Here is a 23,439-nt window from a genome sequence, read left to right as displayed (position 1 = left end):
GGCTTAACCGCCAGCCCAGAGATTTCAAAACCCGCCCGGGTCACTGGGCGGGTTTTGCTGTTTGGTCTATACACACGCTTGGCCACCGAACCTCTCGGTCATCACCCCCACCCTTGATCCCTTTCCACAAGGGGGTATCGACTGCGATCTCTCGGCAAGAAGCAAAGCCATCAGTCGGGGTCACCCCCCACTTGTGAGGAGGGAAGCGAGATAGGGCTTAGCTCTAGCTAAGTCCGTCCATCGAGCAGGGCTGGGGTATGCCTCCGCATATACCACCGGCCGTGGCGCCACCCCTAAGGCGTCCGCGCCGTCATCCACTGCGCCCCGGCCGCCCGACCCCGCAGCCCCTGGTAATACGCTTCTGCCGCCGGCATCGCCTGGCGTTGATAAGGCAACTCAAACCACCGGTGCAGCGACAGCGCCAGGGCGATATCGGCAAAGCTGAACTGCTCTCCGGCAACAAAGGAACCGCCTTTGGCCAGATGCGCTTCAAGCAATGCCATCTTGTCAGTCCACTTCGCCACGGAATCGGCGACCTTGGCCGGATCGTCAAACCCCGCCTCCTTGCGGATCAGCGCCCGTACCGCATAACCCCATGGCGGGTTAAGCTCGGACGCCTGCCAGCCCAGCCATTGCAGTGCCAGCGCGCGCACCTGCGGGTCTGTGGGCCAAAGCCCACCCTGCCCGTGCTTTTCGCTCAGATACAGCAAGATGGCATTGCTCTCCCACAGCACGAACCCATCGTCCACGATCACCGGTACCTGCCCGTTCGGGTTCAAGGCGAGGAATTCGGGCACCTTCGGATCACGCAGCGGCAGGCCCCAGACCTCATTTTCATAGGCCAGACCCAGCTCGCCCGCGGCCCACAACACCTTGCGGACGTTGATGGACGTGTCCCGCCCGAGAATTCTCAGCATCCTGTTCACCCTTTGCTCACGTTGACCGGCATTTTCTGCCGCAATTTGCAATCTGCGGCCAGGAATTAAGACAATGTTTACCATCCACTAGGTAATTTTTGCCTAACGGCTCCGCAAATCGGTTCGATTGCGCCGCTGCCGTGTGAGGATCGAGTGCCGGCGTGAACAATATAGCCCAGTTTCTCAATCGGTTAGGTCTTCCACGCGTCGCTGCCATGGGCACGGTGGCCATTCTCATGCTGGGATTCTTCGCCTTTCTGGTGATGCGTGCGTCCACGCCCACCATGTCCCCGCTCTACACCGGCCTCTCGCTGGAAGACTCCCAGGCCATCGTCACCGAGTTGCAGACCCAGAACGTGCCGTTCGAAGTGCGCGGCGACGGCGACACCATCATGGTTCCGCGTGACCAGATCACGACATTGCGGATGAACCTTGCCGGTTCGGGCCTGCCCACCAAGGGCCAGGTTGGCTATGAAATCTTCGATCAGCAGAATACGCTGGGCGCCACCAGCTTCGTGCAGAACATCAACAATGTCCGCGCGCTGGAAGGCGAGTTGTCGCGCACCATCACCTCGCTGGCCCGCATCAAGAGCGCTCGCGTGCATCTGGTCCTGCCCGAGCGGCAATTGTTCAGCCGCACCACCCAGCCGCCCTCGGCCTCCATCGTCGTCGGCGTGCGCGGCGATCTGTCAACCGGCGAAATTCGCGCCATCCAGCATCTGGTGGCCTCGGCCATCGAAGGCCTGACCCCCTCGATGGTCTCCATCGTTGACGATACCGGCACCCTGCTGGCCGCTGGCGGCGGCGACGGCGCCGATGGCGCTATCTCGGGCGAAGAAGACGAACGCACCATCGGCTACGAAACCCGTATGCGCACCCGCCTCGAAGAAATGCTGGCCAATGTGGTCGGACCCGGCCGCGCCCGCGTCGAAGTCTCGGCCGAGATCGACTACAACCGCTCCACCACCACTTCGGAAAAGTTCGATCCCGATGGGCAGGTCGTCCGCTCCACCCAGGTCAGCGACAACCAGAGCATTGCCAGTGCCGACAACGGCCAGGTCACCGTCGCCAACGAGTTGCCCGGCGCTTCTGCCGCTGGCTCCACCGCAGCCGGTGGCGACCAGAGCAAGGGCTCCCAGGAAGTCACCAACTACGAAATCTCCAAGACCACCCAGGTCGCCACCACCGAAGCGGGCGCCATCAAGCGCCTGTCGGTCGCCGTGGTCGTTGATGGCACCTATGCCGATGACGGCAAGGGTACGCTGACTTACGCCCCGCGCACCACTGCGGAGATCGCCCAGTTGCAGACACTGGTCCAGTCGGCCGCCGGCTTCTCGCAGGCCCGTGGCGATACCGTGCAGGTGGTCAATCTGCAGTTCGCCGCCCGTCCAGACTTGGCTTTGCCGGCAGCACCCGGCTCCAGCCTGTTCGATTTCACCCGCGACGATCTGATGAACGCCGCCGAAATGGCCGTCACCCTGCTGATCGCTTTGGCACTGATCCTGTTCGTCGTCCGCCCGCTGCTCAAGCGCGTGCTGTCGCCCGAAACCAAGGCGCTGGCGCTGGCTTCGGGCGCCACTGTCGGCAATCACGCCATGATGTCGGCCGATGGCCAATTGATCGCCGATGAAGCGCCGGCGTCGCCCCGCGATAAAACACCGGCCTGGGTGGCCAGTGCCAAATCCATGGGCGAAGCCCAATTGCAGACGCTCAAGACCGTCGGCACCCTTGTTGAAGAAAATCCCAAACAGGCCGCGCTTATCGTGCGCGACTGGCTGGGTAGCGCGGCGTAACCATGGCACTCGTTTCCCAATCCGATACCGCACTACCGGCGGCCCCCAGCGGCGGCGGCAAGCTGTTGCTGGGCGACGACGCCAGCCATCAGCGCGTCCTCAAGGGCGACGAAAAGGCGGCGGCTCTGCTGCTGGCGCTCGGCCCCGATTACGGCAAGCCGATCTTTGAAGAGCTCGATGAACTCGAGATCAAGGTGCTGTCGCGCGCCATGGTCCGCCTTGGTCCGATCACCCAGGAAATGCTGGACGATCTGATGATCGAGTTCGTCACCACGATTTCCTCTACTGGCTCGCTCGCCGGCAATTCGGACACCACCGAACGCCTGCTGCTCAGCTTCCTGTCGGCTGAACGCGTGGACTCGATCATGGAAGAAATTCGCGGTCCTGCCGGCCGCAACATGTGGGAAAAGCTCTCCAACGTTCAGGAAGACGTGCTGGCCGCCTATCTCAAGAACGAATATCCCCAGACCATCGCCGTGGTGCTGTCCAAGATCGCTACCGACCACGCCTCCAAGGTGCTCAAGGTTCTGCCAGAAGAGCTGGCCATGGACGTGGTGCAGCGCATGTTGGGCCTCGATCCGGTGCAAAAGGAAATCCTCGAAAAGATCGAGACCACTCTGCGCACCGAATTCATGTCGACGCTCAGCCACACCAAGCGCCGCGACAGCCACGAGCAGATGGCCGAAATCTTCAACTCCTTCGATCGCCAGACTGAAGCACGCTTCATTACCACGCTCGAAGAAAACAGCCGTGAAGACGCCGAGCGCATCAAGGCGCTGATGTTCACCTTCGAGGATCTGTCACGCCTGGAGTCCTCGGCCATCCAGACCCTGCTCACCAAGATGGACAAGAAGGATCTCGCCATGGCGCTCAAGGGTGCCAACGAGCAGCTCAAGAATTTCTTCTTTGCCAATATGTCGGTCCGCTCGGCCAAGCTGATGCGCGATGATATGGAGGCCCTGGGTCCGGTTCGCCTCAAGGACGTGGACGAAGCCCAGGGCAAGATGGTGTCGACCGCCAAGGACATGGCCGCCCGTGGGGAAATCATCATCCTCAAGACCAAGTCCGACGATCAGATGGTGGAATGATCGATGGCCAATCCCGCCCGCTTCACCTTCGATCTCGATCTGCAGCACCGACCCGCCAAGCCGGAAGCCACCGTGCCCGAAGATCTGGTCGGCCATCTGGTGCGCCAGGCGCGCGACGAGGCCTATGCCGAAGGCGTGGCAGCCGGCGAACGCAATGCAACCGCTATTGCCGCCCAGACCCTTGCCGCCGCCGCTGGAACGCTGGCGACCCGCACCGCCGAAATGAGCGCCGCCCTTGACGACGCCACGCAGGCCAGCCGCCGTGAAGCGGTTGAACTGGCCGCCAGCATTGCCCGGAAGCTCGCTGTCCATCTGCTGGCCCGCCAGCCCACCGCCGAACTCGAAGCCCTGATTGCCGAATGCATGCAAAGCCTGGAAGGCGTGCCGCATCTGGTTATCCGCTGCAATCCATCGATCGCCGACGCCATCCGCGAAACCGCCACTGCCCATATGGCCACCTCCGGCTTTAGCGGACGGCTGATCGTCATGGGTGACCCCGATCAGCGGCTGGGCGACGGACGGCTCGAATGGGTCGACGGCGGCCTCGTCCGCGATATCAACGCCATCTCGCGCGAAATCGATAAGCGCATTTCCAGCTATCTCGCCGCTGCCAACGGCGCGGCATCCCAGGAGACCGAACAATGAGCACTACCGGCACGGTCGACGATGACATCACCACCAGCGAAGGCATCAGCTTTGAAGAGATGATGCCACCCGGTCGTGCCGATGGCGTCGAGCCGCATCAGGAAAAGACCGCCGCCGACCTTGAGGCCGTGTTCGACGTGCCGGTCCGCATCTCGGTTGTCCTGGGCCGCACCAAGATGCCGGTTTCCAACCTGCTCCGCATGGACGTCGGTACTGTCATCGAACTTGATCGCCAGGTTGGTGAAGCGGTTGAAATCTACATCAATGATCGCCTGGTCGCCCGCGGCGAAATCGTCCTCGTCGAGAGCCGGCTGGGCGTCACCATGACTGAAATCATCAAAGCCGCTTAGGAGGCACGCCATGAGACTGCTGATTGTCGGACCCCTTGAAGGCCAGTTAAGCGAAGCCACCAAGCTTGCCATGCAGGGCGGCGCCAAGGTTGCGCACGCCCCCAGCATTGAAATCGCGCTCGCCGCGCTCCGCGCCGGCCGTGGCGCCGACTTGCTGCTGGTCGATGTGATGATGGACATTGCCGGGCTGATCGCCGCGCTCGATGCCGAGCGCATCGCCATTCCGGTGGTCGCCTGTGGCGTCGAAACCAATGCTGCTGCTGCCGTCAACGCCATTCGCGCCGGCGCCAAGGAATATATCCCGCTGCCGCCCGATGCCGAACTGATCGCCGCCGTGATCGCCGCAGTGTCCCGCGAATCGAGCGAATTCCTGTTCCGCGACCCCGCCATGGAACGTGTTGTCAAAATGGCCGACCAGATCGCCGGCTCCGATGCCAGCGTGCTGATCACCGGCGAAAGCGGCACCGGCAAGGAAGTCATCGCCAAATACCTGCATGCCCGCTCCAAGCGCGCCAACAAGCCGTTTATCTCGATCAACTGCGCCGCCATCCCCGAAGCGCTGCTCGAAAGCGAACTGTTCGGCCATGAAAAGGGTGCTTTCACCGGCGCCATCGGCCGCCGCATCGGCAAGTTCGAAGAAGCCAATGGCGGCACGTTGCTGCTCGACGAAATTTCCGAGATGGACTATCGCCTGCAATCCAAGCTGCTGCGCGCCATTCAGGAACGCCTGATCGATCGTGTCGGCGGCAATAAGCCGGTGCCCGTCGATATCCGCATTCTGGCCACCTCTAACCGCAATCTGACGGAAGCCGTGCGCGAAGGTCATTTCCGCGAAGATCTGCTGTTCCGCCTCAACGTCGTCAATCTCCGGCTGCCGCCGCTGCGCGATCGCCCCGGCGATATCGCGGCGCTGTCCGATCACTTCGTCGACAAATACTCCAAGGCCAATGGCCTCTCCCCCCGCACGCTGTCGAGTGAAGCCCGCCAGGCCCTGCTTGGCGCGCCCTGGCCCGGCAACGTCCGCGAGCTGGAAAACACCCTGCATCGCGCCGTGCTGCTCAGCCAGACCGACATCATCGGCCCTGACGCCATTTCGATGCCAGATGGCACCGGCCTCAACGAAGCGGTCCTCGCCCATACGCTGTCGTCCCAGCTCGTCCAGACCGCCGAGACCATGTCCCGCGCCATGGTCGGCCGCACCGTGGCCGATGTCGAACGCGACCTCATCCTCGATACCCTCGATCACACCCTGGGCAACCGCACCCATGCGGCCACCATCCTGGGCATCTCGATCCGCACGCTGCGCAACAAGCTCAACCAGTACACCGATGAAGGCACCTTCGTGCCCGCCCCCGGCGAACAGCGCTCGGTGGCCTGAGTGGTCAGCGTCCCCAAACTCGATGCTACCCTCGCCCCTTGTGGGAGAGGGACAGATTTTCTGCGTTCAGCAGAAAATCAGGGTGAGGGGTTGCCGCAGCATATCCAAAACCATCGCAAAGCACCCCTCATCCGCCCTTCGGGCACCTTCTCCCACAAGGGGAGAAGGGAAGAAGTTTTGCGTAAGGTGACTGCCCTATGACCGACATCGTCCCCTCCGGCGGCCCGCGCATGATTGGCAACTTTAAGTTGCCATCCGTCGCCACCGTTTTTGCTACCCTGCGTACCGGTGATATCCTGCTCGCCACCGCGGTGATGTCGATCATCGTCATCCTGATCCTGCCGATGCCGCCGATGCTGCTCGATGGGTTGCTGGCCATTTCGATCGTGTTTTCCGTGATGATCATGATGACGGCTTTGTTCATTCAGAAGCCGCTGGAATTCTCGTCCTTCCCCACAGTGCTGCTGATCGCCACAATGCTGCGGCTGGGCCTGAACCTGGCCACCACCCGCCTGATCCTGTCCGAAGGCCACACCGGCACCGACGCCGCCGGTCACGTCATCGAGGCCTTTGGCCACTTCATCATGCGCGGCAATTTCATCATCGGCGTGGTGGTGTTTGCCATCTTGGTCGTGGTGAACTTCATCGTCATCACCAAGGGTTCGGGCCGCATCGCCGAAGTCGCGGCCCGTTTCAGCCTCGACGCCATGCCCGGCAAGCAGATGGCCATCGACGCCGACCTCAGCGCCGGGTTGATCGACGAAAAGGTTGCCAAGGTCCGCCGTGCTGAACTCGAAGGCGAAAGCGCCTTTTTCGGTAACATGGACGGTGCTTCCAAGTTCGTGCGCGGCGACGCCATTGCCGGCCTGATCATCACCTTCATCAATGTCATCGCCGGTATGATCATCGGCGTGGCGCAGGAAGGCTTGAGCTTTCAGGAAGCCGGCAACGTCTATACCCTGCTCACCATCGGTGATGGCCTGGTTTCCCAAATCCCGGCGCTGATCGTTTCGACCGCTGCCGGTATCCTTGTGTCCAAGTCCGGCGTCACCGGCTCGGCCGACAAGGCGCTGGCCAAGCAGTTCACTGGCTATCCCAAGGCGCTGGGCATGTCCGCGGCGGTTATGGGCCTGCTGGCTTTCCTGCCCGGTATGCCATTCATTCCGTTCATCGCCCTGGCCGGCGGTGTCGGTTACATGGCCTATCGTTCGATGATCGCCAAGCGCACAGCGCCGGTCGAACCGGATCCGGAAGCAATAGCCAAGCTCGCAGCCGATGCCGCCGCGCCGAGCGAAGCCCCGATCAGCGACAGCCTCAAGATCGACGAACTCAAGCTCGAACTCGGCTATGGCCTGCTCAGCCTGGTCAAGGAAGACGAAAACGGCTCTGACCGGCTTACTGAACAGATCAAGGCGCTGCGCCGCCAGCTTGCCGTCGAACTGGGCTTCGTCATGCCGCCGGTCCGCATCCTCGACAACATGCAGCTCGAACCCAACGATTATAAGGTTCGGATCAAGGAAGTCGAAGCCGGCGCCGGCCAGATCTGGGCCAATCAGCTGATGGTCATGGACCCCATGGGCGGCCAGATCAACCTGCCTGGCCACCACACCACCGAACCCACCTTCGGCCTGCCCGCTACCTGGATCGAACCAGCGTTGCGCGACGAAGCCGAATTGCAGGGCCTGTCGATCATCGATCCATCGACGGTGATTTCCACGCACCTGACCGAAGTGCTCAAGGCCAACGTCGCCGATCTGCTCAGCTATTCCAACGTCCAGTCCCTGCTCACCGGCCTGTCCAAGGAACAGCAGAAGCTCGTCGAAGATATCGTGCCCGGCCAGATCACCGTATCGGGTATCCAGCGCGTCTTGCAGGCGCTGCTCAACGAGCGCATCTCGATCCGCGATCTGCCCACCATTCTCGAAGGCCTCGCGGAAATCGCCGGCGGCGGTCGCTCGACCCAGACCATCGTCGAGCACATCCGTGCCCGCCTCAGCCGCCAATTGTGTGCTGCTAATCTTGGCCCGGATGGCAACCTGCCGCTGCTCACCCTATCGCCACAATGGGAACGCGACTTCGCCGAAGCCATGGTTGGCGACGGCGAAAACCGCCACCTCGCCATGGCGCCGTCGCGCCTGCAGCAGTTCATCGCCGGCATCCAGCAGGGCTTTGAACGCGCCGCCCAGCAGGGCGAACTGCCGGTGCTGATCACTTCGCCGTCGATCCGCCCGCACGTCCGCGCCATCATCGAACGCTTCCGCCCGCAAACCGTGGTGATGAGCCAGAACGAAGTCCACCCCCGTATCCGCCTCAAGACCATCGGCAGTGTCTGACATCTTGTAACCGGTCCAGCGGTCCCCATCTCTTTGGCGTCAACCCAAGGAGTGGACCATGTTGAACAACCAGGATCGCGACGCCATCGACGGACTGTTCGACCGGCTCGAAACCGCCGCCGAGCGCAGCGCGCCACGTGAGCCCGATGCCGAGACGCTGATCCAGCGGCGGCTGCGCCAGACCCCCGCTGCACCCTATTACATGGCCCAGACCATTCTGGTGCAGGAGCAGGCGCTCGAAGGCGCCCGCCAGCAGATCGAAGCGCTGGAAGCCCAACTCGCGGGCCGCTCCGCCAATACCGGTTTCCTCGGAGGACTGTTCGGCAACGGCCAACCCTATCGCCAGAACCAGCGTCCCCAGCAACAGCAGCGCGGCCCCTGGGATCGTGGCGGCAATCACGGCTATGGTCCCGGTGGCGGCAGCTTTTTGGCCAACGCCGCCCAGACCGCCATGGGCGTAACCGGCGGTATCCTGCTTGGCTCCGCCATCGCCGGCCTGTTCAGCGGCGACGCCAATGCCGCCGAATACAGCCCGCCAGATCAGCCAACCGACAACGGCACAGATCCCGGAAATGATGCTGGCGGTTTTGGTGGCGACGACGGCGGCGATTTCGACATCGGCGGCGATTTTTAGTCAAAGCAACATCTCAACCCACGCACCGGTCCTGCTCCTCCCCCTTGACGGGGAGGTTGGGAGGGGGTGGGCGGAGCCCGGTACCCGACGGTGAATATCGGGCCAACCGACCCTCACCCTGACCCTTCCCGCGAAGGGGGGAGGGGTAGACTGCAGATAAGCCCGAACAGGCTATTTCCCCCGCTTCGCCGCCTTCTCCCGATTGAACACCATCGCCGCCCGCACCAGCGCCGTCAGCGCCCGCTCATCAATCTCGTCACCCTCGGACAGATCGATAGCGCGCCAGACCTTGCCGCCCAGCCCGTTGTTGAACAGCCCGTCGGGATCGGCAATGCTGGCCCCCTGCGCAAAAGTCAGCTTCACCTTGTCCTTGTGGGCATTGCCCACCGCGATGATGCCATCGCGTGACCAGGTCGGGCTGCCCATCCATTTCCATTCCTCCACGATCTCCGGGTCAGCTGCCACCATGATCTGACGAACGCGCGCCAGCGTCTTGCCGCGCCAGTCGGTCAGCCCTGCAATCAGTGCGTCGATCTCTTCTGTCGGGGTCATGGCAGGCTCCATTGAATGCGGTTGGTTTATCGCGCGCCAGACCGCGTTGCCACCACCAGGTCGCGCAGTGCAAAACCGGCCCAGCCCAGCCCAACAGTCAGCATCGGCGTATAAAGCGCACCCCAATAGGCGTTGAACGGCTTGCCCACCGCCCCCATGAACATCAGAAATGCCAGCACGCCAAGGCTCAGCCATGCCCCGTTCCGCCCCGGCCAGGCCAACAGCCCCAGCACGCCCAGCGGCAGCACCAGGGCCGTCACCCACACCGGCAGCAGCAGAAACACCCCGTTGAACGACGCCGTCGTCAGCCAGAACCCGATGCCGCCCCATTGCAGCCAGCCCTGCGAATAGCCCGGATCATTGGCCCCGATATGAGTTTGCACCTGCCCGTAGTGCCAGGCGAAATATCCGGCATAGGCCAGCAGCACCGCCAGCCAGAACCCCAGCTCGGCAAACCGTCGCCCCCGCGCCGCGCGATAGATACAGACCAGCACATAAATCCCGGCCAGTTCACGCACCAGCAGGGCCAGCGCCGCCACTCCCGCCCCCCACCAGGGCCGCCCCAGCCCATAAAGCGCTGCCGAGCCAAGGATCAGGACACCGGCCGGAATTTCCGCGAACAGGATGGCATTTTGCGGCAGGCATCCCGCCAGCCCCAGAACCAGCAATGCCAGCACCGGCCCCGCCAGCGGCCAGCCGCCAGTGTTCCAGCACAGCCGCCCCGCCAGCGCCGCCGCGCCAATTGCCATGCCGATCAGCACCACCTGCGCCCACAGCAGCGATGGCAACAGGCTGACCGCCTCCATCAACAGCGGCATGCGCCAGTTGAACACCGACAAGGTGCCATAGCCATTGGCCACCATCAGGTCGTGTGCCGCCGGATAATAGCCGCGCCCGGCCCGCATCTGCTCGACAATGGCCTGATACAGCGCCAGGTCGCCAGTGCTGGGCGCCCCTTCGGCAACCGCGGGCGAAGGGGCGCCCATGGCTAAGGCGACCCAAAGGCAGGCAACCATCGCCGCCGCCAAAACAACCAGGCAGTCATGGCCGCCCTGCGCTCAATTCCTGCAAATCGCGTCACGATCAAACCGATGCCCTCTTGGCGCCATCATCGTCGTGCCGCGTAAATATCCCCTTAGGGTCGCGCCGGAATATTCAGCCCACGCTGCACCGCCGGCCGCGCCAATGCCCGCTCCAGCCAGGCCGGCACCGATTTGAGCCGATCGTAGTGGACCACTTCGGCGGCTTCATAAAAACCGACGATATTGCGCACCCAGCCGATCAGCGCGATATCGGCAATGGAGTAATCGTCGCCCATCATCCACTGCCGCCCGGTCAGCCGCGTCTCCAGAACGTTTAGCAACCGTTCAGATTCGGCGCGATAGCGCTCAAAGGGTCGCTTGTCCTCATACTCGCGCCCGGCAAACTTGTGGAAGAACCCCAGCTGCCCGAACATCGGCCCGACCGCCGCCATCTGGAAGAATACCCACTGGATGGTCTCGATCCGCACCACGGGATCAGCCGAAAGCAATTTCCCGGTCTTTTCCGCCAGATAGATCAGAATGGCGCCAGACTCGAACAGCCCGATCGGCTTGCCGCCGGGACCATCTGGATCGATGATCGCCGGGATCTTGCCGTTCGGATTGAGCGACAGAAATTCCGGCCCCCAGGTCTCATTGGTCATGATGTTGATCGCGTGCGGCTCGTAGGGCAGCCCGATTTCCTCCAGCATGATCGACACCTTCACCCCGTTGGGCGTCGGCACCGAATAGAGCTGCAATAGCTCAGGATTTTTGGCCGGCCATTTGGCGGTGATGGGAAAGCCCGAAAAATCGGTCATGGCAAAGTCCTTCTAGGTCGTGTGACCAGTTGATGGTGGCGAGTCGAAAATGGTGGGTTTCGAGAACCGGAGCGCAGCGTACGTGAGTACGTGAGCACCGGAAGCGCAGAAAGCTGCCGTTTGCAGGCGCCACAATCAGCTGGCCGCATGACCTAGCGCTCGGTCAGCGCCAGCTTGGCACCCAGCAGCACGAAGGCTGCGGCAAAGCTGCGCCGCATCCAGGTCATGATCGACGGCCGTGAAATCACGTGATTGCGGATCACCGCTGCGAACAGGCCATAGAGGGCAAACACCACAAACGTCACCGCCATGAACACCCCGCTCAGCTCCAGCATCTGCGGCAGCGCATCGGGTGCGCCGCTAGGCACGAACTGCGGCAGGAAGGCAAAAAAGAAGATCGACAGCTTGGGGTTGAGAATGTTGATCAGGATGCTTTCCACGATCACCTCACGCGCCGATTTGGGCGTCTTATCCTGCTCGACACTGAGCGCGCCGGTTTCCTTCAGCGTCATCCAGGCCATGTACAGCAGATAGGCCACGCCGGCATATTTGATGATGTCGAACGCCAGCGCACTGGTGTGCAGCACCGCCGCAAGGCCGGTGATCGCCGCCAGCATATGCGGCACGATGCCCAGCGTGCAGCCAAACGCTGCAACCGCACTGGCCTTGGCCCCGCGCGAAAGCCCAGCGGCGATGGTGTAAAGCGCGCCAGTCCCTGGGGAAACGACTACGATCAGCGTAGTGATCAGAAATTCGATGCTCATGGCGACTCCGCAATTGGCGTCACCCTAGGGGAGCTGATCGATGCCATCAAGCGTAGCGTCCCTGCAGTGCCGCAACCCGCGCCGCGATGATCTTCACGATGATGTCATGCGGGACAGGCAGGTTGAGCATGAACTTCACACTGTCCTTTTCTGCACGATAGGGTGCCAGCGCCGCCTCGAATTCAGCATCCCCGCGATGCACCGGATAGAGGCCGATATGCGACTTCCAGGCGGCGACATAAATCAGATAGGTGTCGTTCATCCGAAAGGCGGGCATGCCATATTTCACCGCCTCAACTGCGCTCGGCGCCGCACGGCGAATGGTCAGGCGGATGTCCTCGATAACCACCTGCACCCCGTCAGGCAACGTCGCGATATAGGCATCCATGGTTTCAAGCTTGGCAGCCATGCGCCATTCCTCCCTCTCGCCACGGAACATGCCATAATCTCGCGCATTGTTGCAGCGCACACCACCGGGACTCTCGATGAAACTCTTTGCCTGCGACCATTGCAGCAACACGCTGTATTTTGAAAACACCATCTGCGAACGCTGTGGCCATCAGTTGGGCTATGTCTCGGCACGCAATGCACTGGTCTCGCTGGTCAAGGAAGGCAATGTCTGGTCGACGCCGGTTTTCCCCGGCGAAACCTTCGTTTTCTGCGACAATGCGCGCCACGGCGCCTGCAACTGGCTGGTTCCGGCCACGCCGGGCGGCGATATTTTCTGCGCTGCCTGCCGCCACAACGAAACCATCCCACCCATCGACGACCCGGTCAATCTCGCCCGCTGGCAGATCATCGAGCGCGCCAAAAAGCGCTTGTTCTACTCCCTGCTTCGCCTCGACCTACCGCTGCATACGCGCGGCGAAGCCCCCGGTCACGGCCTGAGCTTCCGCTTCCTCGCCGATGATGCCAATGAGCGCTCCCCAGTGCTCACCGGCCATGAAGACGGCATCATCACCATTGCCCTGATCGAGGCCGACGATGCCCAGCGCGAAGCCCGCCGCGAGGCGATGGGCGAACCCTATCGTACCCTGCTCGGCCATTTCCGCCACGAGATCGGTCACCATTATTGGGACCTGCTGGTCCGCCCCACCGACCAGCTGCAGCCGTTTCGGGCCAAATTCGGCGACGATAGCCAGGATTATGCCCGGGCACTGCAGCGCCACTATGCCAGCGGCGCGCCCGTGGGTTGGCCGCAAAATTTCATCAGCGCTTATGCCACCTCCCATCCTTGGGAAGACTTTGCCGAAACCTGGGCGCACTACCTGCACATCGTCGATACTGTCGAAATGGCCTCGGCCTTTGGCATCCGCGCCGATCCAAAAACCGACACCGACGGCAGCATGGCCGTCGCCATCGATTTTGACCCCTACTGGTCGGCCAAGTTCGAAGAAATCGTTGATCGCTGGATCCCCTTGACCCTGCTGATGAACAACCTCAACCGCGCCATGGGTCAGCCCGACGCCTACCCGTTTGTGCTCAGCCCCGCCGTCATCGACAAACTCTGCTTCATCCACAATCTGGTCCACCTCGACAGGGGCTGACAGGCGGTCGGGGGCGCCTTAGGTTGGGGTCCTCGTCGACGGAACCAGCCCATGACCGACATCATCATCCTCCGCGTTCCGGTCTTTTCGACCCTGTGCAACGCCGCTTTTGCCCTGCGCCGCGAAGTCTTTGTCATCGAACAGAAGGTGCCCGAGGAAGAAGAGCACGATAGCTACGATCTGACGGCCACCCATTTCGTCGCCATTGCCGAAGGCGAAGTGGTGGGCACGCTGCGAGTGCTGTTTCTGGCCGAACACGCCAAGATCGGGCGGGTGGCGGTCAAAAGCCAATGGCGTGGCCACGGCATCGCCAAACAACTCATGCTCGCCGCCATGACCCATGCCCGTTCCACCGGACAGGAGCGCTTTTATCTCACTGCCCAGACCGACAAGATCGGGCTGTACGAAAAGCTCGGTTTCACTGCTTTTGGTGAGCAATTTCAGGATGGCGGGATGCCCCATCTGGCGATGAGCACCTATGGCGGCCATTAACCATTTAGGAACCGCTTAACTGCGCTGGCAGGCTCTGACTCCCCTGCCATCAGACTTGCGCTATCATCCCCGATGTCAGGAGCCCTGTGCGCGTCATGCGCGGCGCGGGCACCGAGAACAACAACCGCCAGGGAGGCGGAATTGGCCAGTCCGCTCACGCGGGCTGGCCTTTTCAATTCCCGTTCCGCATCAGCACAATGGAACGCCCGTACAGCAGCGGCGTTGCCTTTATGCCGCCCGCCGGCCCATCCTCAATTTGCGCCGGAGAAATCATGGCCCGCCTGCTGTTTGTTGTTCCCGCCCTTGCCACCCTGCTGTGCGTCTCCGCCTTTGCGCAGGATGTCATCGCACCTGCCGAACAGACCGAACTGGAAAAGGCCGGCCTTGTGCCACCCGTCGTGCTGTCCCAGGGATATGAAGCCCATGTCGACGATCGTATCGCCACCAGGATCATCGGCCAGAAAGTCTATTCGTCGGCCGCTACCGATGCAGAGGTGATCGGCACCGTAGGGGATCTGGTGATAGCGCCCGACCGCACCATTTCCGCCGCGGTCATCGATGTCGGTGGTTTTCTCGGCGTCGGCCAGAAATCCGTCGCTGTCGATTTTGCGCAGTTGCAGTGGGTCAAGGACGCCGAAGGCAAGCCGCGCTTTGTCATGACCACCACCGCCGATGCGCTCAAAGCCGCGCCGGCCTTCATCTGGGCCGATAGCGAAGAGGAAACTGGGGCCGCGATGACGCCCGCGCAGGAAGCCGCGCAACTGGCGCCGGGGGACCCGAACGCCACCGCCACCGACCCCAATCAAACCACCGACCAGCCCAGTGCGACAGCGCCGCTGGATCGCTCCAAGCTCACCAGCCTCGACACCGCGGGCGTCAGCGCCACGGAACTGCCGGGGATCGCCGTTTATGGCGTGGACGAGCAGATCGGCAGCGTCAATTCGGTGCTGACCAACAAGGACGGCACGATTGATGCGCTGGTCGTGGATGTGGGTGGATTTTTGGGGCTCGGGGCAAAGCCGGTCGCCGTCGGCTATGAAAACCTCAAGTTTTCCACCGACGTCAACGACACCCGCTACTTCTTCATCAATGCGACGCGCGAACAGCTTGAGGCACAGCCGCCCTACGATCCGGCTACCTACGAGTCGGATCGCGCCAATCAGCGTCTGGTGATTGCGCCCTAGCCAGGGTTACTGGCTGTTGCGAAACCGCAGCCGGCCGATTTCGTCATAGTCGGCCTGTTCGGCCTTGAGCTGTTCGGCGGCTTCGCGCTGATGTTCGCGTTGGTCCAGCAGTTCGACCTTTTTCAGGTCTTCCAGCGCTTCCGCCAGCGAATCCTGCGCCACTTCGAGCTTTTCGCGCATGTCATTGGCCGAGGCCAACAGATTGTCGCGGCGGCTGAGCGCGGCCTTGGCAAAAGTCGAATAGGCGAAATGCGCCACATCCGAAATGCCGGTTTTGGTTTGCTCAATTTCGATCTGCTGATCGAGTTCGGTCGCCATGCGGACGAAATCGTTGACCATCATTTCGATCTGGGCAACCTTGCGGCGACGCTCGTCGACCTCGAATTTCTTGAGCCGGATGAGGCTCTCGCTACGAGATTTCAAGACCTGTACTCCTTACACACCAAGTCAGTTCCGGAACGCCAAACACGCGTCCCATCAGGCCGTCGCTTCCGCCGCCACAATGATTGCCTCAAGCTGAGAATAGCCATCGGCAATCGTGGTGGTCTCTTCCCGCTGCTGGCTCAAAAAGCCTTCCAGCGCCGGGTTGATGGCGATAGCGCGGTCCACTTTAGGATCTGACCCTTTCCGGTATGCCCCCAGCCGGATCAGTTCCTCCATGTCGGAATAAATCGACATGAGCTCGCGCGCTTTTGCCAGGACCGGCCTGAACTGGACCGGAACACACCCTGGCATGGTGCGCGATATGGACCGGAGCACGTTGACCGCCGGGTAACGTCCCCGCTCGGCAATTCCGCGCTCCATTACGATGTGCCCATCAAGAATGCCGCGTACGGCGTCCGCAATGGGCTCATTGTGATCATCACCTTCAACCAAAACGGTAAATAGACCGGTAACAGAGCCCGAATTAGCCGTCCCTGGACCCGCTCTTTCGAGCAATCGGGGCAATTCCGTGAAAACTGTCGGTGGATAACCCTTCGCCGTCGGTGGTTCGCCGATCGCCAGCCCGATTTCGCGCTGCGCCATGGCAAAGCGCGTCAGGCTGTCCATCATGCAGAGCACACGCTTGCCCTGGTCGCGGAAATATTCTGAGAGCGCCAGCGTCATGAACGCCGCCTGTCGCCGCATCAAGGCCGCTTCATCCGAGGTGGCCACCACGACAACGGCGTTTTCCAGCCCCGCTTCACCCAGATATTCCTGGATGAACTCATGCACTTCGCGCCCGCGTTCACCGATCAGCCCGATTACCGCGACATCGACATTGGTATTGCGCGCCAGCATCGACATCAAAACCGATTTGCCAACGCCCGAGCCGGCAAAAATCCCGAGGCGCTGACCTTCGCACACGGTGGTGAAGGTATTCAGGCACCGAACGCCGAGATCCAGCGGATCGCCCACCCGCACGCGGTCATGCGCCAGCAGCGGATTTTGCCGCAATGGATAAGGCGTCGCGCCACGCGGCAGCGGTCCCTTGCCATCAATCGGGTCGCCATTGGCGTTGACCACCCGCCCCAGCCACCCGGCAGAGGGAAATGCCGCGCCGTCATTGCGCTGGAACACCGCCTTGCACCCCAGCCGCACTCCGGCCAATTGCCCGAACGGCAGGCACAGGGCATGGCCGCCCTTGAAACCGATGATTTCGGACGGCAGCTCGCCGCCATTGGAGGTTTCAATGATTACCCGGCCACCGACCCGCAGTTCGCGGACCGGACCGACGATTTCGATCAGCAGTCCCTGCACGGATTTGACCCGCCCAAACACCTCGACATCGTCGATTGCATCGATCGCAGAGATCAGGGCTTTCATGGAAGAGGGTCTCCGGTAGCACTTTGCCAACCTTAACGGGCCGGCTCGAATCGGCATGCGCTCGAATCAGAAAGTAACCGATCGTTAATGAGAAAGCGTTAATCGCTTTAGTCGAGCCGTTTGTGCCGCCTGCTATCCACAGCCCCGCAAACCGCCCGTTTTCCCACAATACCATGAGTCAAAAGAGTCGCTTGAAGCGCCTTCTTAAACCATTTTGTTAAGAAAAATGAAGACAATTAACCTATATTTTTCAATAACTTAACATTAATTCACCTTACCGCGCTTTGCGTATTGCGGATCAGAATTAAACTTTGTTAACTATTTGAGCTTAGGGTTCAGTCATATCCAGTAGGGTTGGCGTGAGGCGCGTATCGGCGATGCGGTCTCCATGTTCCAGCAGGAACGAATGGCAAGGGGAATATAATGCGGGTACTCCTTATTGAGGACGACAGCGCGACGGCGCAGAGCATCGAACTGATGCTCAAATCCGAAAGCTTCAATGTCTATACCACCGATCTCGGTGAAGAAGGCGTCGACCTCGGCAAGCTCTATGATTACGACATCATTCTTCTCGATCTGAACCTGCCCGATATGAGCGGCTACGAAGTGCTCCGCACTTTGCGCGTCGCCAAGGTGCAGACGCCGATCCTGATCCTGTCCGGCCTGGCCGGTATCGAGGACAAGGTGCGCGGTCTCGGCTTTGGCGCCGATGACTACATGACCAAGCCGTTCCACAAGGACGAACTCGTGGCCCGCATCCACGCCATCGTCCGCCGTTCCAAGGGCCACGCCCAGTCGGTCATTTCGACCGGCGAGCTGACCGTCAACCTCGACACCAAGACCGTCGAAGTGCAGACCCAGCGCGTGCATCTCACTGGCAAGGAATATCAAATGCTGGAGCTGCTCTCCCTCCGCAAGGGGACCACGCTCACCAAGGAAATGTTCCTCAACCACCTCTATGGTGGCATGGACGAACCCGAACTCAAGATCATCGACGTGTTCATCTGCAAGCTGCGCAAGAAGCTCTCCGTGGCAACTGGCGGCAAGAACTATATCGAAACCGTCTGGGGCCGCGGTTACGTGCTGCGCGAACCTGACGAAAGCGAAGTTTACGTTGAGAGCGTCGCCTAAACCGCACCAACCATCAGATTTTTAGAACCCCGCGCAGCATTGCGCGGGGTTTTTGTTTGTGGCGCAGATTTTTTTGCTGAACCCTGTCGATCCGCGACGAGGCCATTCGTTGTGGTTTCAGAAGCGCAGGCCCGAAGCCGCGCCATGAGCCCAGGAGACCAATATGATCCGCATCGCAACAATCGTCGGCGCATTGCTGCTGACCAGCACGGCCTACGCCCAGTCGGCACCCGTCGGCCAATATGTCTCGGTCAACGGCATGAAGGTTTATTACGAGACCAGCGGCGAAGGCGAACCGCTGATTGTCCTGCATGGCGCCTATATGAACATTCCCAGCATGGGGGCGATCATCCCCATGCTCGCCAGGACGCATCAGGTCATCGCCGTTGAACTGCAGGGCCACGGTCGCACCAGTGATGTTGATCGGCCGATCACCATGGAGGGAATGGCAGACGATCTTGACGCCTTCATGCTGGCCATCAAGCTCGAGCGCGCCGACGTGTTCGGCTATTCGATGGGCGCCGGCGTTGCCGTACAACTCGCCGTGCGCCACCCTGAAGACGTCAATCATCTGGTCGCAGCCTCGGTGTCCTACAACATGTCCGGCTACCAGCCTGAGTTTGCAGCCATGGTGCCCAGCATGACACCCGAGATGTTCATCGGCAGCCCGCTTGAAACCGAATATCGCAAGTATGCCCCCGATCCCGACCACTTTGCGGCCTTTGTCGACAAGATGATTGCGCTCGAACATGTGCAGCAGAATTGGCCGGAAGCGGACATCAAGGGCATCGCCGCGCCGACGCTGTTGATTGCCGGCGACTCCGACGTCGTTACCCTCGAACACGTCGTCTCGATGTTCCGCCTGCTCGGTGGCGGCAAGATGGGCGGCATGGGCGCCCCACCCAGCGCCGCGCGCCTGGCAATCCTGCCGGCCACGGAACACACGTCGATCCCATCGCAGCCGGATCTGCTGTGGTCAGTGATCGAACCGTTCCTGCAGGGTCAGACGCCGAAGTCCTTCATGATGTAAAGCAACAGCCCCGCGGCCAAGGCGCCGCGGGTTTACTTTACGGCCTGCAGCGCCAGCTCAAGCCGCGTCGGCAAACTCGAACTTGGATTCCAGGATGGCCCGATCGAACGGCTTCATCATGTAGTCGCTGGCGCCGGCCTTGAGGGCCATGGCGATAGCGCCAATGTCGTTCTCAACGGTGCAGAACACTACCTTGGGCTTCTGGCCACCGACATACGAGCGCAGCAGCTTCAAAAATTCGATCCCGCCCATCACCGGCATGTCCCGGTCCAGCAGGATGCAATCGGGCATTTCGTCCTTGCACTTGTCGATGGCTTCCTGGCCGTCCTCGGCCTCTTCGACGATATAGTCCATATCTTCGAGAATGCGCCGCGCCACTTTGCGCACGACGCTGGAGTCATCGACAATCAGGCAGGATTTCATGACGCGGTCCTGTCACGGGTAAGTACGCTCATTATCGGCATCACTGCCTACGGAAACGTTAGCGGACCCCGATCAATCCGCCGTTTTTGCCTTGGGAATCGCCGTCAGGAAGAAAACTTCGTTCTCCAGACCAATATTGATCTCCATGCCGGTCATACGGGCCAGAATACCGGTATAAAATGGCTGGATGCCACGCGCATCGACAAAGCCCTCATCGGGAATACCAGCCAGCAACCCGGCAGACCCGGACGGCACCAGCGTGCGCTGACGCTTCTCTGGATCGCTCCTGGTCGTGAATTCGAATTTTTCCTGGCCTGCATCGCCACTGATGGTCGCGGCCACCACGCCACCGCGCGGCACCGAGGTTGCCGCGATCAGCAGCATGTTCATGAACAGCTTGGCCTTGTGCTTGGGCAACAGGATCAGCGGCGCATTCCATTCCAGCGCCGCCTTTTCGATCTCGAACAGGATGCGCGCCACGCGTTCGCATTCGCGCGTGTCGATGTCGGTCCCCGATGTGGACGAGGCGCCGTAGGCCAGACGGGCAAATTCGAGTTTGGCGCGACTCTGCTTGGCAGCGTTCGCGATCAGGTCCCGCGCACCATCGGCCATCTCGGTCTGGTTCGGATCGGCCAGCACTTCCAGCCCATTTCCGATCGCCCCGATCGGATTGATCAGATCATGGCAAACGCGCGAGCACAGCATGGCCGCCAGGTCGGTTGCATTGAGCTCGATGATTTCGGCCATGAAGTGGTCTCCGTGAGTGCGTCAGTCGGGATTTCAAGAATCACCGCGCCAACATTAGTGCGGCTTGGTTGAGAATTTATGGTCAATCTTGCCGTAGCGGCTAGGGTGTGTGGGGATTGACGTCAGGGCGAGGCGAAAACGGCGGTTTTCGAGAACCGGAGCGGAGCGTACGTTTGGTACGTGAGCACCGGAAGCGCAGAAAATTGAAGTTTGCAGCCCGACATCACTCAATCCACACGCGCCCTAGTTGTGCGTCAGCGTTTGCACCAGTGCCGGCCAGTTTTTCGCGCCGCTGGCCGCCGCCTCGTCTGGTGACAGCAAAAACGCGTCCCGGTTGGCGGCAGAATAGAACAGATAGAGCCGCTGCTTGAACACGGTATAGATTTTCGGATTGCCGTCCGAGACAAAGCCGCGGGCCGCACTCATGGCACCATGGCCGCCATATTGCGGGCAGTAGATTTCCGGATTGCCGACAAACACATCGCGATTGGCCGCAGTGGCAAAATACCAGGGCACCCCGCTCCAGTCATATTCGAAGTCGCTGCTGCCCATGAGCGGTTCGTTTTCAGTGAAATATGACACCGGATCATAGCCATCCAGGGCAATTCCGGTCAGTGGATTGGTGACAATCGAGCTGACCACAGATTGGCCAAGAACCGGCTGCACAATGCCCAGGCTGGCGCTGCCCGATATGGGCAGAACTAAGGCAAGCATGGTTAAGATTTGTTTAGAGGTTTGCTTCATCATTGCAACGATGATCGACGCACCGGCCCAGTTACCACACCGAAGGCTAACCCGATTTCGTTAAGGCCTTCGTAACCCCCCTTCGCGCCGACTCCAGGAGTCCACGACAATGTTCAAGCGCCTCGCTCTCGCCCTCGCTGTTGCCGCAACTTTGCTGGCGCCTGTGCCCGCAGCCTTTGCGCAAAGCGGCGGCTCGCTCTCCGATACCTATTCGGGCGAGGAACTGGTCAACACCGGCAGCGCCTTCTTTGGCTCGGTGGCGCAGGGGCTGGCCTCGGTCATCGAGCGTTCGGTCAGCCAATTCGGCCTGCCAAACGGCTATATCCTGGGCGAAGACGCAGGCGGCGCCCTGTTCGCCGGTGCCCGCTATGGCGAAGGCCGCCTTTACACCCGCAATGCCGGTGAGCTGCCCGTGTTCTGGCAGGGCCCCAGCATTGGTTTTGACGTTGGTGGCGATGGCTCCAAGGTGATGATGCTGGTTTACAGCCTGGCCTCGACTGGCGACGTGTTCAACCGCTTCGCCGGTGTCGACGGCTCCGCCTATATTATCGGCGGCCTCGGCATGACGGTGATCAAGCATGGCAATGTGGTCATGGTGCCCATCCGCTCCGGCGTCGGCGCCCGTCTTGGCCTCAATGTCGGCTACCTCAAGTTCACTGACCAGCCGACCTGGAACCCCTTCTGATCCTGATCAGGTCCGGCCCGCGAAAATCACCGCATCGCCATGCAGGATGTGAACCAGGCACTGCGTTCCGGCGCCGTGACTCCATTGCCCAAAACCGTTAGGGTTAACACTTGGCAAAGATGGCCTAGAGGGGCCATTGCTGCCAGATAGGTGTTCTGTCCAAGGTCAGTGCCACCCTCGGACAGGCGTCGGAGTTGGACCATGGTCATCGAGAACGTCATGTATTTCGCGCTCGGCCTGCTTATTGCAGGTCTTGGAGCGCTGATCATCATGCCCGCCGTGTGGAAACGCGCCGTTCGCCTGACCAAGCGTCGCATCGAAGCGGCAACCCCCATTACCATGGCCGAATTCCGCGCCGACAAGGACCAGCTCCGCGCCGAATTTGCCCTCTCCACCCGCCGGCTGGAGATGAATGTGGAGACCCTGCGCAAGCGCCTTGCCGAGCAGTTGGGCGACGCCAACCAGAAGCGCAGTGACCTGGGCGCCCTCAAGACCGAGCGCGACCAGCACCTGAGCATTGTGCGCGACCTTGAAGCGCGCGAAGCCGAGCTTAAGTCGCGCGTGTTGGTGCTGGAACGCGAGACCACCGATCTGGCGCAGAAACTGCGCATGCGCGACCGTGACGAAGCCGAAGGCGGGGTCAGCGCCACTCAGATCGATGGGCAGCCGCTGACCGGCACCTATAACAAGGATATCAAGCGCGTGCTCAACGCGCTGGCCGTCGAGCGCAAGCGCGCCAGCTTCCTCGAAGATCAGGCCAATGGCTTGCTGACGCGCCTTGAAACATCGGACCAGCGCAGCAGTCAAACCAATGCTGCCATTGCCGAGATGCGTCAGGCCCTCGCACTTCAGGGCGACGAACGAGCCGGCGCCACCGACACGCTGATCGCCGCAGAAGCCCGCATTGCCAGCGCCGAAAGCCGGCTCAATGCACTATTGGCCGAAACCGGCCACATGGTCGATCGGGCCAGCAGCCGCACCGAACAATTGCTTGCCGACAAACTCACCCTCGAAGATCAGGTCGAAACCCTCAAGGCCCAGGTGCTGGGCGTTGAATCGTCGATCATTGCCGATTGGGATACCGAGCGGCTCGAAGAGGCGCATCTGCGCGAACGGCTCAATGACATCGCCAGCAATGTCAGCCGGCTGGTCTATGCCATCGAAAGCGAAAAGCCATTAGCCAGCGCCGAAGAGGAAAGCCTGTTCGATCGCGTCCAACGCTTTGCCGATGACGGGCTCAGCGCCGACACCATGCCCACCGGCAAGAACCAGAGCCCCAAGCCTGCCAACAATCCCGGCAAGGTCTCGGACCGCATGGCCGCGCTGCGCGAAATCCAGGGCCGCTAGGCGCCTTCC

At 61.3% G+C, this 23,439-nt stretch carries 25 protein-coding genes; 14 read left to right on the top strand and 11 right to left on the bottom strand.

The genetic code is table 11. The annotated features are described in order from the left end of the window. Positions 1–293 precede the first annotated feature (293 nt). Positions 294–1,001 carry a glutathione S-transferase family protein gene (locus tag ABIT12_RS01125; RefSeq protein ID WP_348044512.1) on the bottom strand — a complete coding sequence of 236 codons (708 nt, stop codon included), beginning with the start codon at positions 999–1,001 and terminating at the stop codon, positions 294–296. 77 nt (positions 1,002–1,078) lie between these two features. Between ABIT12_RS01125 and fliF the strand changes: the two genes are divergently transcribed. From fliF to ABIT12_RS01090, 7 genes are all read left to right on the top strand, one after another. Then, entirely contained in the window at positions 1,079–2,710 is a 1,632-nt protein-coding gene (fliF, locus tag ABIT12_RS01120) for a flagellar basal-body MS-ring/collar protein FliF (RefSeq protein WP_348044510.1), read from the top strand. A gap of 2 nt (positions 2,711–2,712) precedes the next feature. Continuing rightward, positions 2,713–3,798: a flagellar motor switch protein FliG gene (gene fliG / locus ABIT12_RS01115; protein ID WP_348044508.1), complete on the top strand. Its 1,086-nt coding sequence runs from the start codon at positions 2,713–2,715 to the stop codon at positions 3,796–3,798. A gap of 3 nt (positions 3,799–3,801) precedes the next feature. Continuing rightward, positions 3,802–4,443 (top strand): hypothetical protein, encoded by a 642-nt coding sequence (locus ABIT12_RS01110; protein WP_348044506.1) that lies wholly within the window; start codon positions 3,802–3,804, stop codon positions 4,441–4,443. Positions 4,444–4,502: 59 nt separating this feature from the next. Next, positions 4,503–4,793 (top strand): flagellar motor switch protein FliN, encoded by a 291-nt coding sequence (gene fliN / locus ABIT12_RS01105; RefSeq protein ID WP_348044532.1) that lies wholly within the window; start codon positions 4,503–4,505, stop codon positions 4,791–4,793. Positions 4,794–4,803: 10 nt separating this feature from the next. Further along, positions 4,804–6,171, top strand: a complete 1,368-nt coding sequence (locus tag ABIT12_RS01100; RefSeq protein ID WP_348044504.1) for a sigma-54 dependent transcriptional regulator — start codon at positions 4,804–4,806, stop codon at positions 6,169–6,171. A gap of 197 nt (positions 6,172–6,368) precedes the next feature. Continuing rightward, positions 6,369–8,504 (top strand): flagellar biosynthesis protein FlhA, encoded by a 2,136-nt coding sequence (gene flhA, locus ABIT12_RS01095; RefSeq protein ID WP_407065567.1) that lies wholly within the window; start codon positions 6,369–6,371, stop codon positions 8,502–8,504. A gap of 58 nt (positions 8,505–8,562) precedes the next feature. After that, the gene (locus ABIT12_RS01090) at positions 8,563–9,138 is read left to right on the top strand and encodes a DUF2076 domain-containing protein (protein WP_348044502.1); all 576 of its coding nucleotides are present in this window, start codon (positions 8,563–8,565) and stop codon (positions 9,136–9,138) included. Between the two features lie 171 nt (positions 9,139–9,309). On the opposite strand, the gene ABIT12_RS01085 is transcribed toward ABIT12_RS01090, so the two are convergent. The 5 genes from ABIT12_RS01085 to ABIT12_RS01065 all read right to left on the bottom strand — a co-directional run bounded on the left by ABIT12_RS01085 (position 9,310) and on the right by ABIT12_RS01065 (position 12,703). After that, positions 9,310–9,690, bottom strand: a complete 381-nt coding sequence (locus ABIT12_RS01085; RefSeq protein ID WP_348044500.1) for a DUF1801 domain-containing protein — start codon at positions 9,688–9,690, stop codon at positions 9,310–9,312. A gap of 26 nt (positions 9,691–9,716) precedes the next feature. Further along, positions 9,717–10,676 carry a hypothetical protein gene (locus ABIT12_RS01080; RefSeq protein ID WP_348044498.1) on the bottom strand — a complete coding sequence of 320 codons (960 nt, stop codon included), beginning with the start codon at positions 10,674–10,676 and terminating at the stop codon, positions 9,717–9,719. A gap of 149 nt (positions 10,677–10,825) precedes the next feature. Next, positions 10,826–11,530: a glutathione S-transferase N-terminal domain-containing protein gene (locus ABIT12_RS01075; RefSeq protein ID WP_348044496.1), complete on the bottom strand. Its 705-nt coding sequence runs from the start codon at positions 11,528–11,530 to the stop codon at positions 10,826–10,828. A gap of 152 nt (positions 11,531–11,682) precedes the next feature. Next, positions 11,683–12,294, bottom strand: coding sequence for a LysE family translocator (locus tag ABIT12_RS01070; RefSeq protein ID WP_348044494.1), 612 nt, complete (start codon positions 12,292–12,294; stop codon positions 11,683–11,685). Positions 12,295–12,340: 46 nt separating this feature from the next. Next, entirely contained in the window at positions 12,341–12,703 is a 363-nt protein-coding gene (locus ABIT12_RS01065) for a DUF1801 domain-containing protein (RefSeq protein WP_348044492.1), read from the bottom strand. A 76-nt stretch (positions 12,704–12,779) separates the two neighbouring features. Between ABIT12_RS01065 and ABIT12_RS01060 the strand changes: the two genes are divergently transcribed. The 3 genes from ABIT12_RS01060 (at position 12,780) to ABIT12_RS01050 (ending at position 15,517) form a co-directional block, all read left to right on the top strand. After that, on the top strand, positions 12,780–13,841 hold the full coding sequence (locus ABIT12_RS01060) for a putative zinc-binding metallopeptidase (protein WP_348044490.1): 1,062 nt from the start codon (positions 12,780–12,782) through the stop codon (positions 13,839–13,841). Between the two features lie 51 nt (positions 13,842–13,892). Then, a complete protein-coding gene (locus tag ABIT12_RS01055; RefSeq protein WP_348044488.1) occupies positions 13,893–14,333 on the top strand; it encodes a GNAT family N-acetyltransferase in 441 nt (146 codons plus the stop codon). Positions 14,334–14,605: 272 nt separating this feature from the next. Further along, positions 14,606–15,517 carry a PRC-barrel domain-containing protein gene (locus tag ABIT12_RS01050; RefSeq protein WP_348044486.1) on the top strand — a complete coding sequence of 304 codons (912 nt, stop codon included), beginning with the start codon at positions 14,606–14,608 and terminating at the stop codon, positions 15,515–15,517. A gap of 6 nt (positions 15,518–15,523) precedes the next feature. On the opposite strand, the gene fliJ is transcribed toward ABIT12_RS01050, so the two are convergent. Both fliJ and fliI read right to left on the bottom strand, forming a co-directional pair. Next, positions 15,524–15,940 (bottom strand): flagellar export protein FliJ, encoded by a 417-nt coding sequence (gene fliJ / locus ABIT12_RS01045; RefSeq protein WP_348044484.1) that lies wholly within the window; start codon positions 15,938–15,940, stop codon positions 15,524–15,526. Positions 15,941–15,994: 54 nt separating this feature from the next. Continuing rightward, on the bottom strand, positions 15,995–17,323 hold the full coding sequence (gene fliI, locus ABIT12_RS01040; RefSeq protein WP_348044482.1) for a flagellar protein export ATPase FliI: 1,329 nt from the start codon (positions 17,321–17,323) through the stop codon (positions 15,995–15,997). 423 nt (positions 17,324–17,746) lie between these two features. Between fliI and ctrA the strand changes: the two genes are divergently transcribed. Together ctrA and ABIT12_RS01030 are read left to right on the top strand one after the other, a co-directional pair. Further along, positions 17,747–18,454, top strand: coding sequence for a response regulator transcription factor CtrA (gene ctrA / locus ABIT12_RS01035; protein WP_348044480.1), 708 nt, complete (start codon positions 17,747–17,749; stop codon positions 18,452–18,454). A 163-nt stretch (positions 18,455–18,617) separates the two neighbouring features. Beyond that, positions 18,618–19,484, top strand: coding sequence for an alpha/beta hydrolase (locus ABIT12_RS01030; RefSeq protein ID WP_348044478.1), 867 nt, complete (start codon positions 18,618–18,620; stop codon positions 19,482–19,484). Positions 19,485–19,541: 57 nt separating this feature from the next. Here the strand turns inward: ABIT12_RS01030 and ABIT12_RS01025 are convergent, their stop codons facing one another. The 3 genes from ABIT12_RS01025 to ABIT12_RS01015 form a co-directional block, all read right to left on the bottom strand. Next, positions 19,542–19,907 carry a response regulator gene (locus ABIT12_RS01025; protein ID WP_348044476.1) on the bottom strand — a complete coding sequence of 122 codons (366 nt, stop codon included), beginning with the start codon at positions 19,905–19,907 and terminating at the stop codon, positions 19,542–19,544. 72 nt (positions 19,908–19,979) lie between these two features. Beyond that, entirely contained in the window at positions 19,980–20,654 is a 675-nt protein-coding gene (locus ABIT12_RS01020; RefSeq protein WP_348044474.1) for a histidine phosphotransferase family protein, read from the bottom strand. Positions 20,655–20,897: 243 nt separating this feature from the next. Beyond that, the gene (locus tag ABIT12_RS01015) at positions 20,898–21,368 is read right to left on the bottom strand and encodes a YHS domain-containing (seleno)protein (RefSeq protein ID WP_348044472.1); all 471 of its coding nucleotides are present in this window, start codon (positions 21,366–21,368) and stop codon (positions 20,898–20,900) included. Positions 21,369–21,507: 139 nt separating this feature from the next. Here ABIT12_RS01015 and ABIT12_RS01010 point away from each other — a divergent pair, with 139 nt between their 5' ends. Continuing rightward, positions 21,508–22,083: a DUF1134 domain-containing protein gene (locus tag ABIT12_RS01010; RefSeq protein ID WP_348044470.1), complete on the top strand. Its 576-nt coding sequence runs from the start codon at positions 21,508–21,510 to the stop codon at positions 22,081–22,083. A 201-nt stretch (positions 22,084–22,284) separates the two neighbouring features. Further along, entirely contained in the window at positions 22,285–23,430 is a 1,146-nt protein-coding gene (locus ABIT12_RS01005) for a hypothetical protein (RefSeq protein WP_348044468.1), read from the top strand. Positions 23,431–23,439: the final 9 nt, after the last annotated feature.

This window comes from Devosia sp., assembly GCF_039927955.1.
In the GTDB taxonomy this organism is placed as follows: domain Bacteria; phylum Pseudomonadota; class Alphaproteobacteria; order Rhizobiales; family Devosiaceae; genus Devosia.
Note: the sequence above shows the minus strand (reverse complement) of the source record. Positions and strands in the feature narration are given on the sequence as shown.

Coding starts and splice junctions, on each gene's coding strand:
- ABIT12_RS01050 (WP_348044486.1), top strand. CDS start 14,606: ATGGCCCGCCTGCTGTTTGTTGTTCCCGCCCTTGCCACCCTGCTGTGC.
- ABIT12_RS01060 (WP_348044490.1), top strand. CDS start 12,780: ATGAAACTCTTTGCCTGCGACCATTGCAGCAACACGCTGTATTTTGAA.
- ABIT12_RS01020 (WP_348044474.1), bottom strand. CDS start 20,654: ATGGCCGAAATCATCGAGCTCAATGCAACCGACCTGGCGGCCATGCTG.
- fliI (WP_348044482.1), bottom strand. CDS start 17,323: ATGAAAGCCCTGATCTCTGCGATCGATGCAATCGACGATGTCGAGGTG.
- ABIT12_RS01080 (WP_348044498.1), bottom strand. CDS start 10,676: ATGGGCGCCCCTTCGCCCGCGGTTGCCGAAGGGGCGCCCAGCACTGGC.
- ABIT12_RS01125 (WP_348044512.1), bottom strand. CDS start 1,001: ATGGTAAACATTGTCTTAATTCCTGGCCGCAGATTGCAAATTGCGGCA.
- ABIT12_RS01100 (WP_348044504.1), top strand. CDS start 4,804: ATGAGACTGCTGATTGTCGGACCCCTTGAAGGCCAGTTAAGCGAAGCC.
- ABIT12_RS01030 (WP_348044478.1), top strand. CDS start 18,618: ATGATCCGCATCGCAACAATCGTCGGCGCATTGCTGCTGACCAGCACG.
- fliN (WP_348044532.1), top strand. CDS start 4,503: ATGATGCCACCCGGTCGTGCCGATGGCGTCGAGCCGCATCAGGAAAAG.
- ABIT12_RS01110 (WP_348044506.1), top strand. CDS start 3,802: ATGGCCAATCCCGCCCGCTTCACCTTCGATCTCGATCTGCAGCACCGA.
- flhA (WP_407065567.1), top strand. CDS start 6,369: ATGACCGACATCGTCCCCTCCGGCGGCCCGCGCATGATTGGCAACTTT.
- fliG (WP_348044508.1), top strand. CDS start 2,713: ATGGCACTCGTTTCCCAATCCGATACCGCACTACCGGCGGCCCCCAGC.
- ABIT12_RS01005 (WP_348044468.1), top strand. CDS start 22,285: ATGGTCATCGAGAACGTCATGTATTTCGCGCTCGGCCTGCTTATTGCA.
- ctrA (WP_348044480.1), top strand. CDS start 17,747: ATGCGGGTACTCCTTATTGAGGACGACAGCGCGACGGCGCAGAGCATC.
- ABIT12_RS01090 (WP_348044502.1), top strand. CDS start 8,563: ATGTTGAACAACCAGGATCGCGACGCCATCGACGGACTGTTCGACCGG.
- ABIT12_RS01010 (WP_348044470.1), top strand. CDS start 21,508: ATGTTCAAGCGCCTCGCTCTCGCCCTCGCTGTTGCCGCAACTTTGCTG.
- ABIT12_RS01070 (WP_348044494.1), bottom strand. CDS start 12,294: ATGAGCATCGAATTTCTGATCACTACGCTGATCGTAGTCGTTTCCCCA.
- ABIT12_RS01085 (WP_348044500.1), bottom strand. CDS start 9,690: ATGACCCCGACAGAAGAGATCGACGCACTGATTGCAGGGCTGACCGAC.
- ABIT12_RS01025 (WP_348044476.1), bottom strand. CDS start 19,907: ATGAAATCCTGCCTGATTGTCGATGACTCCAGCGTCGTGCGCAAAGTG.
- ABIT12_RS01075 (WP_348044496.1), bottom strand. CDS start 11,530: ATGACCGATTTTTCGGGCTTTCCCATCACCGCCAAATGGCCGGCCAAA.
- ABIT12_RS01015 (WP_348044472.1), bottom strand. CDS start 21,368: ATGCTTGCCTTAGTTCTGCCCATATCGGGCAGCGCCAGCCTGGGCATT.
- ABIT12_RS01055 (WP_348044488.1), top strand. CDS start 13,893: ATGACCGACATCATCATCCTCCGCGTTCCGGTCTTTTCGACCCTGTGC.
- ABIT12_RS01065 (WP_348044492.1), bottom strand. CDS start 12,703: ATGGCTGCCAAGCTTGAAACCATGGATGCCTATATCGCGACGTTGCCT.